This window comes from Haloimpatiens lingqiaonensis (assembly GCF_901447495.1).
In the GTDB taxonomy this organism is placed as follows: Bacteria; Bacillota; Clostridia; order Clostridiales; family Clostridiaceae; genus Haloimpatiens; species Haloimpatiens lingqiaonensis.
This window is the reverse complement of the sequence record NZ_CABDWS010000044.1, coordinates 1-16,941: the sequence shown is the minus strand read 5'-3', so window position 1 is coordinate 16,941 and position 16,941 is coordinate 1. Positions and strand designations below refer to the sequence as shown.

The following is a 16,941-nucleotide window of genomic DNA, read 5'->3' as shown; positions in this document are numbered from 1 at the left end:
ACATATATTAATGTCATTAATATTTATGTGAGGAAATAAAATTATATTCTTTATTTTAACGTCCGCTAGCTTTTAATATATTATTTTGATGAGTTCCATCCATGGAATTACTTACATGGCTTGTACTATTATAAAAGTACATATCAAAATGTCCAGATATTCCATTAGTATATATATTAGTTGTGGAGTGAGGCATTCCAGTCATACTAACGGCTAATTGATAGTATGTATTACCCTGCTTAAAGTATAAAATCATAGGTCTCTTTTTACTCCAAGACCAAGAACCAAATATCTTTTTTATTTTGTCAGTGTCACTTTGGGTTAATGGAATTATGTCTGCATGGTTGGAGCCACCATAATATTTTATATTAAAGGATATACCTGTATCAATATCCTTTAAAGTTCCTATAGTATCTACAGTGAATAATCTTCTAGCATTTTCCCAAGTATAAATATCACCGTAGGAATTACTTTTTTTAGCAGCGTAAATGCTTATGCCTACAGGTTTTACTACTGTAGTTGAATTCACAGGAATAGTTAAAATCTGACCAGGCATTATGGTATAACTTGATAATAAATTACTTTTATAGATACAATTCATAGTGGTATTAAATTTTTCAGCAATGCTCCATAAATTATCCCCATATTTAACTATGTAATTTGTAGTTTGAATATTAGGAGTTGCAGATGTTAAATTGTTTATAATAAGTTTTTGACCAACATAAATATAGTTTGGATTAGATAAATTATTTAAACTTATTATTGAAGAAACCGTAGTATTAAATTGGTTAGATATTTTCCAAAGGGTGTCTCCACTTTTCACGCTATAATTTATACTTTGAGCTTGTACACCTATAGAAGAACTTAATAGAATTCCACTTAATAATATAGAAAGTTTTCTAATTTTCATTGTATCCCTCCTAGAAATGGTATACAAAAATTATAATATAAATTAGAAGTATTTTTACTAGTAGATAAAAGGGCAAAATGGTATATAAAAGAAAAACAGAAAGAGGTATAATATTAATATACAAAGGAGATGTGATTTGAATGTTAAAATGTACAGTATGCGGAATGATTATAAATGAGAAAAATTATAATTTAAATAATAGGGGTATACCAGAGGAAAATAGTTTAGAAAACATAAAGTATTGTCCATTTTGTGGAGTACCTATTGAATATATTGGATCTATGGAAGATGCAGTTATTGAAGTGGATGGCCATAATTTAAATGATGATACTAAAAAAATATTAGATCATGCTATGAAATTAGAGATATTTAATAGTGAATTTTATGATGCGGCTGCACTTTTAGTAGATAATATGGAAATTAAAAAAATGTTTCTTCATTTAGCAAAAATAGAAATGGTGCATGCAAGAATACATCAAAAAATGGGAGGATTTAATCAGCTGCCTAAGCTTACTAAATTAGATTATAAAAAATATAAAGGTGAAGGTGGAGATAAAGACTTATTAAGATTGGCTAGAAAGAGGGAAATACATGCAGTAGAATACTATGATAAATATAGTAAAAGTGTAGAGGATGAAAACATAGTGAAAATATTTAAAGCTTTGTCAGAGGTAGAAAATGATCATGTAGAAATGGAAGAAGAAGCTCTTTAGTATATATTTAAAATGGTATATTCATATTAACTCTCCAAATAAAATATATATAATTTAGAACAATTATTTTGGAGAGGAATATGAAAAAATTTTTAAAGTGGGTTATGGTAATAATAATATTAGTAGTTTTTAGTTTTAATATAAGTAAATATGTTAATAATAATAGAATAGATATTAAATTTTCAGACCAAAATCTAAATTATAGCTTGTTTTTTAAGGGATTAGATGGAGCTAGAGATTTTTGTGTATCAAAGGAAGAATACTATATAGCTTACAAAGATAAAATTCAAGTTATTAAAAAAAATGGAGATAGTTATTATTTATTTAAAAATAAAAATTTGAATATAACTAGTTTAGAGTTATATGAGGATAAATTATACTATTCTTCTGGAAAAACAGTATGTGAGTATAGTATTAAAAATAATATCAGTAAAGTTTTAATAGATAATTTACCTAACTTTGGAGACTATTCTAATAGTAAAATAAAAATATCTGGGAATTATTTGTATGTATCTATAGGGTCTGCGACTAATTCTGGAGTAGTAGGTGAGGATAATACCTGGTTAAAAGAGCACCCTTATAACTGTGATATTCTACCTAAAACATCTATAGTTAAAGGAAAAAACTTTGGTAAGGAAAAGACAGGAGCTTTTGTGCCTTATGGAACTTCCAATATAAATGGTCAAATAATACCGGGTCATTTCCCAGGAAATGGAAGTATGGTTATATATAATTTAAAAACAGGAAATTTAGAAAACTTTGCTTGGGGTATAAGGAATATAAAGGGATTAGATTTTAACAGTGAGAATAAGTTAATAGCTATAATAGGAGGAATGGAAGAAAGAGGCCTTAGGCCAGTTAAAGGTGATGTAGATTATATATATATAATTAAAAAAGGAATGTGGTATGGTTGGCCTGATTATTCAGGTGGTGATCCAATAAATTCTCCTAGATTTAAGGGCAAAAATGGTGAAAAAATAGGGTTTTTACTAGATAAACATCCTTCTACCAATCCACCAGCACCTTTATATCAACACGAAACACTTAATACTTTAGGTGATATAGCTGTAGATAAAAAGGGTGTACTAGGATATAAAGATGCTATATATTTCTATGATACTAAGGAAATGAAAATTTGCAACCTGAATAAAAATTTAGTGTTAAAGGACATGATTTTTATAAATGGAAGTGAAAAGATTGCTTTAAAATTTAGTGAAGCTGGATTGAATATATTAGATAGGAAAAGAGGCGCTCTTTGGAATGTGAGCATAAACTTAGAAGAACCTAAAAATAATTATAGATTTCTTTATTTCTATTTAATAATAGTATCAATAGGTATTATAGGAGTAATAATTTACACTAAAGTGAAGAAAATAATGTGTAAGGATAAATAATATGTAGCGAAATGGGGGAAATTTTTTAATGAGCAGAAAGAAAATCGAAAGAACTTATGGAAGTACATTAAAAGGTATAATGTTTGCGGTAAACCCAATTAAAAAAAAGGTTTTAAAAACTCACTGTACAGTTCATAAATTTATAAACCTTAAAGCTATAAATATTTTAAAAATAAATGGATACCAAGAGGAATATGATTTTTTTAAGCAAAATGCAAGAACTATAAATGAAGGAGTAGTGTGGGCAGATCAAGATTTTAAGAGCTCTAATCATTTTTATCATGTAGTAAAAGGTAAGGGACTTTATGGATTTTCAGATGCACTTACTGAATGTAAAAAATACTATAGTAACTCTCTTAAGTATTTAAAAGAAAATAATATAAAAAAATCTTTATTTTATCTTGGGGCTGCCTGTCATTTAATTCAAGATGCCACAGTGCCTCAGCATGTAAATAATAAATTATTAAAAAGTCATAGAAAATTTGAAATATGGATAATAAGTAAGCTAATGAGTGATTATTCTTTTGAAGAAGAAAAAAGTCTCAAGAAATTTTCTTATATAGAGGAATATATAAAAAATAATGCAGTGTTTGCAGATAATACTTATAGGGAGTTTAAGAATATAGAGAATTTAGAAGAAAGATATGATAAGATTTCAAGAAAAATAATAAGTGAAGCGCAAAAAACTACTGCAGGATTTTTATTAGATTATTATGAAGAATATAAAGACACTTATTCCAAATGATGGAATAAGTGTCTTTTTTATATTATAATTAGTATTAAGATAGAACTTATAAGTTATATTATGGTGAATTAAATAAAACTTAGATTATAAAAATTCATAGATTATGGAGGGATAGTTTTGAAAGAAAAAATATTGGATTTACATAACATATATTTAGATGGTAATGTTTTAGACATTGGATACAAGGATTATGGAATAGTATATAATCTTTGCAAAAGGCAGGAGGAGAATCTTGATATAGATTATGTATTTGGTGAGGGGGAGGAAGCTTTAGATGAAGCCAAATATGATAAATGTGTATTGTTTTTTTCTTTGAAAAATATTTGGACAAACAGTGAAAAAGAAAAAGCTTTTCAGTTTGCATGGGAAGTGTTAAAAGATGAGGGAGAGATCTATATATGGGATATAGACAAGGGTATAAAAAAGACTTTTAATTATAAAATAAAAGTTATAATTTCAGAAAATAATATAAGAGTGATGAATTTAATAGATGTTAATCCCTTTAATGATAATTCAAAAGAGAATATAATAAAACTATTAACTTCAAAATTTGATATAATGGATTTTGACTATAATGATGAGGTGTTCTTTATAAGAGCTAGGAAGAAAGGATGTTAATATGAAAGTTTTATTGGTAGGTATTAATTCGAAATTTATTCACAGTAATTTAGCCATAAGGTATTTAAAATCATATACTAGAGATTTGAACTATGAATGTAGTACATTAGAATTTTCTATAAATGATTTAAAGGATAGGGTTATAAAGGAAATAATAAAAGAAAAACCTGATGTAATAGGATTTTCTTGTTATATATGGAATATCCAATTTGTAAAAGAAGTGGCTACAATAATAAAGCTTATAGATAGTGAAATAACTATTTTTGCAGGAGGCCCTGAGGTATCCTTTGAACCAATGAATTTTTTAATGCAAAATAATTTTGATTTTGTAATAGAAGGAGAAGGAGAAGAAACATATAGGGAAGTTATAAATACATTTATAAATAATAATAATTACAGAAAAGTTGTAAATGATGAAATTAAAAGTATAAAGGGTGTATATTCCAAAATAGATGGAGAAGTTTATTATGGTGGAATTAGAGACATAATAGATATAAATAAAATAGTTTTTCCATACAATGAAGAGGACGATTTTAAAAATAAAATAGTATATTATGAAGCTTCTAGAGGATGCCCTTTTAGGTGTAAATATTGCCTTTCTTCTGTAGATAGAAAGGTTAGATTTCTAGACATAGATAGAGTAAAAAAGGAGTTGAAATTTTTTCTAGATAAAAAAGTTAAACTTGTAAAATTTGTTGACAGAACATTTAATTGTAGCGATAATTTTGCCAGAGAAATATGGAAATTTATAATCGAGCAGAATGAGAGTATAGAAACTACTTTTCATTTTGAAATATCAGCAGATTTGCTAAAAGATGAACAAATAGAAATACTTAAAAGAGCTCCAAAGGGAAGAATTCAATTTGAGGTTGGTGTGCAAACAACTAATGATGAAATTTTAAAAAACATTAATAGAACTGTTAATTTTAAAGATATAGAACAAAAGGTTTTAGAAGTGGAAAAATTGAAAAATATAAAGCAACATTTAGATTTAATAGCTGGATTACCTGGTGAAGATTTTGAATCCTTTAAGAGATCCTTTGATGATGTATATAGAATCAAGCCTGAGGAAATACAATTGGGATTTTTAAAACTACTTAAGGGAACTCCTATGATTAGAGAAAAAGATAATTGGGGAATGGTATGTTCGCCTTATCCGCCTTATGAAATATTAAAAACTAAGGACATTAGTTATAGTGAAATATGCACATTAAAAGGAGTAGAAAAATTAGTAGATAAATACTACAACTCAAATAAATTTAATAATATATTAAAATATTTTGAAAGATATTACAGTAGTCCTTTTCAATTTTACAGAAGTCTTGCAAGTTTTTTTGAGCACAATGGATATTTTGATAGAAATATATCCTCAGTAGAATATTATGAGATATTTCTTTTATTTAATGAAAAGGAACTAAAAAAGAATAATTATGCATTGAACGAGATAATTAAATACGATTATTTGTTACATAATAAGAAGAAGTGGATGCCTCCATTTATAAATAGAGAATTTGATAAAAATATTAATAAGTTAATTCGAGATTCTATAAAATATAATGGCAATTATGAAAAAGAAGAGTTTCATGTGGAGAAATTTTTCATAGACATATGTAAGTTCTTGCAAAATTCCACTATAGAATTTAGGGAATGCTATATGATTTTTCAAGAAAATGGCTCATGTAAAACTGAGGAAATAAGCGAATCTATACAAAAAATGATTTATAATGAAAAAATTTAAAAAATTGTGTATAAATTAAGAAAAGTCGCTTAAAAAAGCAATAATCAAATTTAATTCCTTCAAATGGTGTTGAAATTAATTGTTAAAGTAAGTATAATAAAGTTGTAATGATTACTATATAAAGCATTATAAATGCATAGCATATTAAGCATTTATTATTACTTTAAATATTAATATATACAAATAAAGGTGGTGATACTTTGGCATTAGAAGCTATTTTAGAAGTTAAGAAGGCAGAAAGTGAAGCTGATGCACTTATAAAAAAAGCTGAAATTGAAAAAAAGGAAATTATTAAAAATGCTTCTTTAGAAGCAGAAAATCAATATAATCACATAATAAATAGTGCAAAGGCAAAGGGAAAGGAAATGTTCAATAAAGCAGTTGAGGAAGGAAATAGTGAGTCTAAACCTATTTTTGAGCAAGGAAAGAAGGATGTTGAAGAAATCTTAAATATTCCTGTTGAAAAAAGGGAAAAAGGAATTAAATTAGTGATTGAGAGGATCGTGAATATTCATGGCAATAGTTAAAATGAATAAATTTACTTTGTTAACCTTTGAATCGCAAAAGGAAAAGCTTCTAGAAGCTCTCCAAAATTTTGAAGGGGTTGAATTCATAAATCTTCAAGAAGAACAATCAACAGAAAAAATTGAAGAATTTAAAGATCTCGTGAAAGATGAAGTGGATTTAAAGTGTGCAAAGTATGAGGAGAATTTATCCAAACTAAAATTTGCTTTGAACTTTCTCCAAAGATATATTCCTCAAAAATCAGGTGTAAAAGCTTTTTTAGAAGATAAAAAACAATTATCTTATAGAGGCTTAAATAGCATTATGGAAAAGAATTCTTGGGAAAATACTTATTCAGATTTAAAAGAAAGAGAAGTAAAACTAAATACATTAAGCAATGAAAGGACAAAATATGAAACCGAAATAAAAAGTTTAGAGCTTTGGAGAAATTTTGATGCACCTTTCAAATATCTAAAAGAATTTAAGAAAACTTCATATTTCATAGGAACTTTAGCTAAACAATATGAGCAAGAATTAGTTTCAAAATTTAAGGATGAAATTCAATATGGTCATTTTGAAATATTAAATAGTCAAAACCAAGATATATATATATTTGCTATGGTTCATGAAAGTGAAAAACAAAAGGCTGAAGAATTACTTAAAAATTATGGATTTAGTTATGCTACTTTAAATTATGAAGAAGAACCAAGGGTTCTAATAGAAAACTATAGTGCTAAAATTAAAGAAATAAACAAAGAGGAAGAAATAATAGTTGGAGAAATTAAACAGTTTATAAGCAATGTAGAAGAGCTACAATTAGCTTATGAGTACTATAATAATTTAATAATCAGAAATTATGCCTCTAACAACTTTTTAAGAACAAACAAAATAGTTACAATTTGCGGGTGGATTGCTTTAGAAAATAATAAAGAATTGGAAGATGCTGTTATAAAAACCATTGGACAGGATTATTATTTGAATTTTAGTGAAGTTAGCGAAGAAGAAGTGGAAAAAGTGCCAATTAAACTTAAAAACGGAGGGTTTTCTTCTGCTTTTGAGAGTTTAGTTGAAATGTATAGTTTGCCACTGTATTCAGAAGTAGATCCTACTCCAATATTATCAGTATTTTACTTTATATTCTTTGGCATGATGCTTTCAGATGCAGGTTATGGATTAATAATGGTCATAGCATCTGCTTATGCAATTAAAAAAGTTAAAGACCCTGAAAGAAGAAAAACATTTAAATTGTTTTTGTTTGCAGGAATCTCTACTATGATTTGGGGTACAATTTATGGGGGTTGGTTTGGAGACTTATTAAATTACTTTGGAATAAAACCTCCAATGTTAATAGACCCAACAAGAGATATATCTCAAATTTTCATACTTTCACTTGCTTTTGGTGTAATTCATGTATTTGTAGGCTTAGGAATAAAAGCCTATATACTAATAAGAGCTGGAAAGTTAAAAGATGCCATATATGATGTACTTACATGGTACTTAACTTTAATAGGCGCAATTCTTATGTTAGTAGGAATTGGCGGAAGCTTAGGAAAGTGGTTATTGATAGTTGGCTTAGTTGGATTATTATTAACTCAAGGAAGAACTGCTCCAAGTTTAGGAGGAAAAATAGGAGGAGGGCTATATGGAGTCTATGGTATTACAGGATACCTAGGGGATATAGTTTCCTATTCAAGACTTCTTGCTTTAGGATTAGCTACTGGATTTATAGCTAATGCATTAAACTTAATAGTAAGCCTTTTTCCAGTACCAATAAAATATATATTATCTCCTATACTATTTGTAGGGTTACATTTATTTAATCTTGTAATTAATGCTCTTGGATCTTATGTTCACGCAGCTAGATTACAGTACTTAGAATTTTTCGGCAAATTTTATGAAGGCGGTGGAAAAAAATTCACTCCATTTAAGCTTTCAGAAGAATATATAAAAATAACTAAATAACAAGAGGAGGATTTAAAATATGGAAAATATGACATGGATAAATTTCTTTCTAAAAAATAATGGTGGTATGATTTTTGCATTACTAGGAGCTGCGTTGGCAGTAGGATTAGCAGGTATAGGTTCAGCTAAGGGTATTGGAACAGTTGGTGAAGCTGCTTCAGGACTTATGACTGAAGAACCAGAAAAATTTGGTAAAACCTTTATATTAGTAGCTCTTCCAGGTACACAAGGTCTTTACGGATTCGTTATAGCATTATTATTATTCACTAAGATTGGAATATTTGGTGGTAATGCACCAGCTTTAGATTTAGGATTAAAATATTTTATGGCTTGTTTACCAGTTGCATTAGCAGGATGGAAGTCAGCTATAGCACAGGGTAAAGTTGCAGCATCAGGTGTTCAAATATTAGCTAAGAGACCAAATGACGTAATGAAAGGCGTTATATACGCTGTTATGGTTGAAACTTATGCAGTATTAGGTTTCGTTGCATCATTATTTATGGTTCTATTTGTAAAATAGTTTGGAGTGAAGCGTAATGGCTAATGTAAATAATTTAGTTAATAAAATTTTGGAAGAAGCCAAAATTAAAAAAGAGGAAATCTTAGCTAATGCCCAAGAAGAAAAAAATGGAATAGTAAGCAATAGAATTTTAGAAGCTAAAATTTTGGAAAAAGAAATAATAGAAAAAGCTAAAATAGAAGCAGCTACAAAAAAAGAAAGAATAATATCTAGTTCAGAACTTAAAGTTAGAAATGAAAAACTAGAAGCTAAACAACAAATTATTCAAAGAACTTTTGATGAAGCTGTAGAGAGTTTATCTAATCTTTCTAGGGAGCAATTTTTAGAGTATGTAGAGGGAAAAATACTTTCTTTAGATATTGATGGAGATGAGAGTTTAATATTAAATTCTAAAGGTAAAGAATTAGTAACAGAAAAGTTTATTGATGATATAAACAGTAAGCTAGTATCTAAAGGCAAAAAAGGAAATATCACAATAAAAGATGAAGCTAGAGATTTTAAGGGTGGATTTATTTTAGAAAAGAATGGCATAGAAATAAATAATACTTTTGAAGCTTTAGTTAATGCCATAAAAGATGAATTGGAGTATGAAGTGGCAAGGGTATTATTTAACTAAGGAGGGTAACTAATGGATGTAATGCAATTTACTCAAGCTATACCTAGGCTGAGGGTATTAGAAACCAGACTCCTTGATAAAGCCAAAATTGAGAGAATGATAGATTCTACATCTGCTCAAGGTGCTTTAAAAGTGCTTCAGGAAACTGAGTATGCCAATGTAATGAGTGAAGTAAAAAGAGCTGAGGACTATGGGATAATGTTAAGTAGTGAACTTAAAAGAGTTTACCATTTGATTTATGAAATATGTCCAGTTAAATCAGTAGTAGATATAATGAGCATCAAATATGACTATCATAATTTAAAAGTTATGATTAAAGGTAAAATTCTTAACAAGGATTTTTCTCATATGTTAGTTCCTGTAGGAAAAGTTGAGATTTCAAAGCTTAAATATGCAGTAGATAACGAATACTACAGGGATTTAAATAAAACTATGAGAAGTAGCATAGAAGAAGTAATAGAGGATTTTGAAAACTTAAAAAATCCTCAAAGAATAGATATAATATTTGATAAATATATGTTTTATGAAATGATATCTATAAGTAAGGAAATAAATGATAAGTTCTTAGATAAATATATAAGAACTATGGCAGATTTAACCAATATAAGAACTTTGTTAAGGGTTAAAAAGCAAAATAAAGGAAGAGACTTCTTCTTATCAGTAATGCTACCAGGAGGTTCAATTTCAAAGGATAAGCTTATAGCTTTAATAAATGAATCAGTAGAAAACATATCAAGTAAACTTTCATATACAGATTATAGTGAAATTTTAAAATTGGGTGTAGAGGAGTATTCCAAAACTGGTTCAGTTAGTCTTCTTGAAAAATTAAGTGATAATTATATTATGAAATTAATGAGGGAAGCTAAATATGTAAGCTTTGGACTTGAACCAGTGATTGCTTATATCTATGCAAAGGAAAATGAGATAAAATTAATAAGAATAATAATGGTTGGCAAGCTCAATAATATTGCTGCGGAAGTAATAAGAGAAAGGCTGCGTGATGCTTATGTATAAGAAGATAGGAGTAGTTGGAGACAAAGACTCTGTACTAGCTTTTAAGGCCATTGGACTAGATGTTTTTCCAGTAGTTGAGCCAGAGGAAGCAAGGAAAACTGTTGATAAGTTAGCCATGAATGATTACGCAGTTATATTTGTAACTGAACAAGTTGCAAAGGATATAGAAGAAACTATAGAGAGATATAATAGACAAACACTTCCTGCCGTAATATTAATTCCAAGCAATCAGGGAACATTGAACATAGGAATACAAAAAATCAGCGATAATGTGGAAAAAGCTGTTGGTGTTAATATTTTATAGGAAGGTAGGTTGGTAACTTGAAAACTGGAAGAATTATAAAAGTTTCAGGTCCATTGGTAGTTGCGGAAAACATGGATGAAGCTAATATATATGACGTTGTAAGAGTTGGAGATAAAGGCCTTATTGGTGAAATAATTGAAATGAGAGAAGATAGGGCTTCAATTCAGGTATATGAGGAAACTTCAGGTATAGGTCCTGGAGACCCTGTAGTTACAACAGGAGAACCTTTAAGTGTGGAACTTGGACCTGGACTTATAGAATCAATGTTTGATGGAATACAAAGACCACTAGATGCTTTTATGGAAAAGTCACAAAGTTCGTTCCTGAAAAAAGGTGTTTCTGTTTTAGCATTAGATAGAGATAAAAAATGGAACTTCAAACCAACTGTTAAGGTTGGAGATAAAGTTTCAACTGGTGATGTAATAGGTACAATACAGGAAACTCCTGTAGTAGTCCATAAAATAATGGTGCCTTATGGAGTTGAAGGAACAGTTAAAGAAATTAAAGAAGGCGAATTTACTATAGAAGAAAAAATTTGTATTTTAGATACTGAAAAGGGTGAAAAAGAAATAACTCTTTTACAAAAATGGCCTGTTAGAAAAGGTAGACCATATTCAAGAAAAGTAAACCCAGTAGAACCAATGACTACAGGACAAAGGGTTATAGATACTTTCTTCCCAGTGGCAAAAGGAGGAGCAGCTGCAGTACCAGGACCATTTGGAGCAGGTAAAACAGTAGTTCAACACCAAATAGCTAAATGGGGAGATGCAGAAATAGTTGTTTATGTTGGATGTGGTGAACGTGGAAACGAAATGACAGACGTTCTTAATGAATTTCCAGAGCTTAAAGATCCTAGAACTGGTGAAAGCTTAATGAAGAGAACAGTTTTAATAGCTAATACTTCAAACATGCCTGTGGCAGCTAGAGAAGCGTCTATATATACTGGAATTACTATAGCAGAATACTTTAGAGATATGGGATACTCTGTGTCAATAATGGCAGATTCTACATCTCGTTGGGCAGAAGCCTTAAGAGAAATGTCAGGAAGACTTGAAGAAATGCCTGGTGACGAAGGTTATCCAGCATATCTAGGTTCAAGACTAGCTGATTACTATGAAAGAGCAGGTAAAGTAATTTGTTTAGGTAAAGATGGAAGAGAAGGAGCAGTTACTGCAATAGGTGCTGTATCCCCTCCAGGTGGAGATCTTTCAGAACCAGTTACACAGGCTACATTAAGAATAGTTAAAGTTTTCTGGGGACTAGATGCACAACTGGCATATAGAAGACATTTCCCTTCAATAAACTGGTTAAACTCTTATTCATTATACTTAGAAAAAATGGGAAGTTGGATGGATCAAAAGGTAGCACCAGACTGGTCAGCTTTAAGAACAGAGGCTATGGTTTTACTTCAAGAAGAAGCAAACCTAGAAGAAATAGTTAGACTTGTAGGTATAGATGCGCTATCAGAAAAGGATAGATTAAAGCTTGAAGTTGCTAAGTCTATAAGAGAAGATTATTTACAGCAAAATGCTTTCCATGAAATAGATACTTATGCTTCTTTAGATAAACAATATAAAATGTTAAAATTAATAATTCAATTTATGAAGGAAGCGGAAAGAGCCCTTAAAGCAGGAGTTTATTTAGATAAAATACTAAAACTACCTGTTAGAGATAAAATAGCAAGAAGTAAATACACTGATGAAAGTGAATTAAGTAAAATTGACGAAATATATAGTGAGCTAAAGAACCAAATGGATAATCTCATCAGCGAAGGAGGGGTTCTAGATGCTTAAAGAATACAGAACAGTTAAAGAAGTAGTTGGACCACTTATGGTGGTTGAAGGTGTTGAAGGCGTTAAATATGATGAACTTGTTGAAATAGAAATACAAACAGGTGAAATGAGAAGAGGAAAAGTTCTTGAGGTTAATGGCGATAGGGCTATGGTTCAATTGTTTGAAGGTTCTTCAGGAATTAATTTAAAAGGAACTAAAGCTAAATTTTTAGGAAGACCTTTGGAGATTGGTGTATCAGAAGATATGCTAGGGAGAGTCTTTGATGGTATGGGAAAACCAAAGGACAACGGTCCAAAGATAATTCCTGAAAAAAGATTAGATATAAATGGTGAAGCTATAAATCCTGTGGCAAGGGACTTCCCATCAGAATTTATACAAACTGGTATATCTGCTATAGATGGACTTAACACATTAGTTAGAGGACAAAAACTTCCTGTTTTTTCAGGTTCAGGTCTTCCACATGCACAATTAGCTGCTCAAATAGCAAGACAGGCTAAAGTTTTAAATTCCAGCTCTAAGTTCGCTGTGGTTTTTGCAGCTATAGGTATAACTTTTGAAGAAGCTGAATTCTTCGTAGAAGAGTTTACTAAAACAGGCGCTATAGACAGATCAGTTCTATTTATGAACTTAGCTTCAGACCCAGCTATCGAGAGAATAGCTACACCAAGAATGGCGTTAACTACAGCTGAATATTTAGCTTATGAAAAAGGAATGCACGTGCTTGTAATTTTAACGGATATAACTAACTACTGTGAGGCTCTTCGTGAAGTTTCAGCAGCTAGAAAAGAAGTCCCAGGTAGAAGAGGATATCCAGGATACCTATACACTGACCTTTCTACTATATATGAAAGAGCAGGAAGAATTAGAGGTAAAGAGGGTTCTATAACACAAATTCCTATATTAACAATGCCTGAGGATGATAAGACTCACCCAATTCCAGACTTAACCGGATATATTACTGAAGGTCAGATAATACTTTCAAGAGAACTTTATAAGAAAGGCATTATGCCTCCAATAGATGTTTTACCATCACTTTCAAGACTTAAGGATAAAGGTATAGGAAAAGAAAAAACAAGAGAAGACCATGCGGACACTATGAATCAGTTATTCTCTGCCTATGCCCAAGGTAAGCAAGCAAAAGAATTAGCAGCTATACTAGGTGAATCTGCTTTATCTGATACGGATAAAAAGTATGCAGAATTTGCAGAAAGCTTTGAAAAGGAATATGTAGCTCAAGGATTTGAAGCTAATAGAACAGTAGAAGAAACTTTAAATCTTGGCTGGAAACTATTAAAGATACTTCCAAGAACAGAGCTTAAGAGAATTAGAGATGAATACTTAGAGAAGTATCTTGAAGAAAGAAAGGATGATTAGCCATGGCAAGGCTAAATGTTAATCCTACTAGAATGGAGCTTACCAAGCTTAAAAAAAGGCTTGCAACAGCAACTAGAGGTCATAAGCTGCTAAAAGATAAGCAAGATGAGCTTATGAGAAGATTTATTGATTTAATAAAGTATAATAATCAATTAAGAAAAAGTGTAGAAAAGGAATTAGAATCATCATTAAAGGATTTTGTAATGGCTAGGGCTCTTATGTCTTCAGAGTTTTTAGAAGAAGCCATAGCTTATCCAAAGGAAAACATATCTGTGGAAGTAAGTAAAAAGAATATAATGAGCGTAAACGTACCTGTTATGAACTTTAAAAGAGAGCTAGAAGGAGATGAGGGAAGTATATATCCTTACGGCTTTGCAAATACATCTGCAGAATTAGATGGTGCATTAGAAAAACTTTATATTATACTTCCTAAGCTTTTGGAGCTTGCTGAGGTAGAGAAATCTTGTCAACTTATGTCTGATGAAATAGAGAAGACTAGAAGAAGAGTTAATGCTCTTGAATACATGACTATACCTCAACTTCAAGAAACCATAAAATACATTCAAATGAAATTGGATGAAAATGAAAGAGGTAACTTAACAAGACTTATGAAAGTTAAGAGTATGCTTGAAGAAGCAAAGGAAAAAGCAAATAGCTAAAAAGGCGGACTTATGTCCGTCTTTTTTAGTTTTAAAGTAAACAAAGTGTTAATTTTTAATGAAGTAGTAGGGATAAATGTAATAATATAGAATTTATATATTATATTTTTAATTAAGCAATTATTGGGTTTTATAAAGTAAATTTTAATTTTTATAAAAAATATTGGGGATGGTGCTTATATGGAGATTTCTAAAAAGATAAATGAAATAAAATGGAAGTTAGAAATGAGTAAGTACAAATATTGGTGGCATTATTTTTTAGCTATAGACAATAGCACAGGAGAAGAAAAATCTTTTTTTATTCAATATTATACAGTAAATCCAGAAAGATCAAGTTTTGAACCTAAATTTAATGAGCCTTCTTATGCTATGGTTCGGGTTGGAATATGGGAAAAAGAAGGTGTTCAAGTAAGTAATTTTTATGGGGGGGATTATTTTAACATTAAAAATTATGTTAATGAATACCAAATATTAATGGGTCATTGCGTAGTTAGTGAGAATTATTTAAAGGGTAAAGTATATTTAGGAGAACACTGCGCCCAAAAGCACAATGAATTTATGTCAAGCTGTGGGGAATTTTCTTGGGAGCTCCAAAAGAAAAATAGAATACCGTACAACGTAGAAAATAATATTATAAGTATAGCATCTAATTTAGAAGGATTTAATACAGAATTTAAAGGAATTATAAAGTATAATGGACATGAATATAGGGCCGTAGAAGGAAAAAGTAATGGATATGAAATGAAGGCTTTTATGAATTCGGATTTTGGATTTTGGGTAAATTTAAACTGTAATTATTTTCAGAATTCATTGGGAGATAGGGTAAATGCAAATTTGAATTTAATAGAAATATCTCCTATAGTAATGAAAAGAGAGTTAAATAAAGAGTTTTCTTTAGGGTTCAATGTGGAAGAAAAAGAGTATATATACTCAAATAGGGTATTGGGTAGTAGTAGAATTTGTAATTATTTCTGTGAAGAGGATGATGAAAAGATAACTGTTTCTTTGGAGGCAGTTAATGAAATTTCCAAGATAGAAATATATTTTCAAGATGAAAAAGAAAAAATGATGAAACTCATTTATAAATCTTTGGACAACCAGAAAGATACATTGAGTTTTTGGAATTCTGGATATGCTAAAGGGTTTGTAAAGTTATATGAAAAAAAAGATGATTCATACGTTCTTAGATATAATTTAGAAGGTTTTAGGGCTAATGTTATATCATATATAGAATAAATTACACAATAATAAGATAGTATATTAATATAGTTTTATAGAAAATTTAAGAAACTTTTCTTGTTTATTTTAAATAAGGTACGCAAAATATTTAAGAATTATATGTATTTTAAATATTTTGCGTATATTTACTTTAAAGCTAAAATTTAGATTATAAAATTACAGTGAATCCATACAAGCGAGCGTGGGTGTATTAATAAAAGTTTAAAAATATTAAATTGATACACCCTTAACTCCAAATATACAACCTATTAAAGGGAGTTTTGCCTTTTGATATATATACACCTTTTCATCTATATTTAAAGCCTTGTTTATATAAACTTTTATTCCTTCATAGTTAAATACATGATAATTTATTAAATTGTCCACAGGATTTTTTATCTCAATCCAGAGATAATTTGTAGGTACCCCTCCTCAGCCACAGGATTTAGTTATATATGAAATAACAAAACTTCCATTTTTATTTTTTGCTGTGTTTAAAGCTTTATCTTGAATTTCTAAATGCATATTAGCACCTCCAATATACCCCTAACGGGTATCTTTTAATTATATTTTATAATTAATTTTAAAAATTGTCAATTGAATTTATCATTAAATGGTGTTAGGTAATTTAATATTACTAACTTAACTTCTTTAATTTAAGAAGTTGAAATACCAATTGTAGATTCAAATTCCTTGACAGGAATATAGTTACAGTGTTTCACACTATATTTGTCCTATAAATAACTTGAAAATTTTTCTAAGAAGCTAATTTCAGCTCATCAAGTATTAATTCTATGGGTACATTGTTTTTAGCTTGCTCATAAATAAAATGCACTAATTCTTTAGCCGCTAGGCTTT

Annotated in this window: 17 protein-coding genes; 15 read left to right on the top strand and 2 right to left on the bottom strand. The window is 29.4% G+C overall.

Annotated elements, in window-relative coordinates:
• Positions 1-55 precede the first annotated feature (55 nt).
• On the bottom strand, positions 56-910 hold the full coding sequence (locus FGK85_RS09745) for a LysM peptidoglycan-binding domain-containing protein (protein WP_138206089.1): 855 nt from the start codon (positions 908-910) through the stop codon (positions 56-58).
• A gap of 140 nt (positions 911-1,050) precedes the next feature.
• Between FGK85_RS09745 and FGK85_RS09740 the strand changes: the two genes are divergently transcribed.
• From FGK85_RS09740 to FGK85_RS09670, 15 genes are all read left to right on the top strand, one after another.
• Complete coding sequence (locus tag FGK85_RS09740; RefSeq protein ID WP_138206087.1) at positions 1,051-1,623, top strand: ferritin-like domain-containing protein; 573 nt, start codon at positions 1,051-1,053, stop codon at positions 1,621-1,623.
• Between the two features lie 80 nt (positions 1,624-1,703).
• On the top strand, positions 1,704-3,017 hold the full coding sequence (locus FGK85_RS09735) for a PQQ-dependent sugar dehydrogenase family protein (RefSeq protein WP_138206085.1): 1,314 nt from the start codon (positions 1,704-1,706) through the stop codon (positions 3,015-3,017).
• Positions 3,018-3,045: 28 nt separating this feature from the next.
• On the top strand, positions 3,046-3,762 hold the full coding sequence (locus FGK85_RS09730) for a zinc dependent phospholipase C family protein (RefSeq protein WP_138206083.1): 717 nt from the start codon (positions 3,046-3,048) through the stop codon (positions 3,760-3,762).
• Positions 3,763-3,879: 117 nt separating this feature from the next.
• Entirely contained in the window at positions 3,880-4,380 is a 501-nt protein-coding gene (locus FGK85_RS09725) for a class I SAM-dependent methyltransferase (RefSeq protein WP_138206081.1), read from the top strand.
• A 1-nt stretch (position 4,381) separates the two neighbouring features.
• A complete protein-coding gene (locus FGK85_RS09720) occupies positions 4,382-6,118 on the top strand; it encodes a B12-binding domain-containing radical SAM protein (protein ID WP_138206080.1) in 1,737 nt (578 codons plus the stop codon).
• A gap of 200 nt (positions 6,119-6,318) precedes the next feature.
• Positions 6,319-6,645 (top strand): ATPase, encoded by a 327-nt coding sequence (locus FGK85_RS09715; protein ID WP_138206078.1) that lies wholly within the window; start codon positions 6,319-6,321, stop codon positions 6,643-6,645.
• Positions 6,632-8,584 carry a V-type ATP synthase subunit I gene (locus FGK85_RS09710; protein ID WP_138206076.1) on the top strand — a complete coding sequence of 651 codons (1,953 nt, stop codon included), beginning with the start codon at positions 6,632-6,634 and terminating at the stop codon, positions 8,582-8,584. Before FGK85_RS09715 ends, FGK85_RS09710 begins: the two co-directional genes overlap by 14 nt.
• A gap of 19 nt (positions 8,585-8,603) precedes the next feature.
• Positions 8,604-9,104 (top strand): V-type ATP synthase subunit K, encoded by a 501-nt coding sequence (locus FGK85_RS09705; protein ID WP_396276421.1) that lies wholly within the window; start codon positions 8,604-8,606, stop codon positions 9,102-9,104.
• Positions 9,105-9,120: 16 nt separating this feature from the next.
• A complete protein-coding gene (locus tag FGK85_RS09700) occupies positions 9,121-9,720 on the top strand; it encodes a V-type ATP synthase subunit E (RefSeq protein ID WP_138206074.1) in 600 nt (199 codons plus the stop codon).
• A gap of 12 nt (positions 9,721-9,732) precedes the next feature.
• Positions 9,733-10,734 carry a V-type ATP synthase subunit C gene (locus tag FGK85_RS09695; RefSeq protein ID WP_138206072.1) on the top strand — a complete coding sequence of 334 codons (1,002 nt, stop codon included), beginning with the start codon at positions 9,733-9,735 and terminating at the stop codon, positions 10,732-10,734.
• The gene (locus FGK85_RS09690) at positions 10,721-11,038 is read left to right on the top strand and encodes a V-type ATP synthase subunit F (RefSeq protein ID WP_171011384.1); all 318 of its coding nucleotides are present in this window, start codon (positions 10,721-10,723) and stop codon (positions 11,036-11,038) included. The genes FGK85_RS09695 and FGK85_RS09690 overlap by 14 nt, the downstream gene beginning before the upstream one ends.
• Positions 11,039-11,055: 17 nt before the next feature.
• The gene (locus tag FGK85_RS09685) at positions 11,056-12,831 is read left to right on the top strand and encodes a V-type ATP synthase subunit A (RefSeq protein WP_138206069.1); all 1,776 of its coding nucleotides are present in this window, start codon (positions 11,056-11,058) and stop codon (positions 12,829-12,831) included.
• Positions 12,824-14,206 carry a V-type ATP synthase subunit B gene (locus tag FGK85_RS09680; RefSeq protein WP_138206067.1) on the top strand — a complete coding sequence of 461 codons (1,383 nt, stop codon included), beginning with the start codon at positions 12,824-12,826 and terminating at the stop codon, positions 14,204-14,206. The genes FGK85_RS09685 and FGK85_RS09680 overlap by 8 nt, the downstream gene beginning before the upstream one ends.
• 2 nt (positions 14,207-14,208) lie before the next feature.
• Entirely contained in the window at positions 14,209-14,865 is a 657-nt protein-coding gene (locus tag FGK85_RS09675; RefSeq protein ID WP_138206065.1) for a V-type ATP synthase subunit D, read from the top strand.
• A gap of 180 nt (positions 14,866-15,045) precedes the next feature.
• Positions 15,046-16,101, top strand: coding sequence for a hypothetical protein (locus tag FGK85_RS09670; protein WP_138206063.1), 1,056 nt, complete (start codon positions 15,046-15,048; stop codon positions 16,099-16,101).
• Between the two features lie 213 nt (positions 16,102-16,314).
• On the opposite strand, the gene FGK85_RS15345 is transcribed toward FGK85_RS09670, so the two are convergent.
• Entirely contained in the window at positions 16,315-16,470 is a 156-nt protein-coding gene (locus FGK85_RS15345) for a hypothetical protein (protein ID WP_171011383.1), read from the bottom strand.
• Positions 16,471-16,941: the final 471 nt, after the last annotated feature.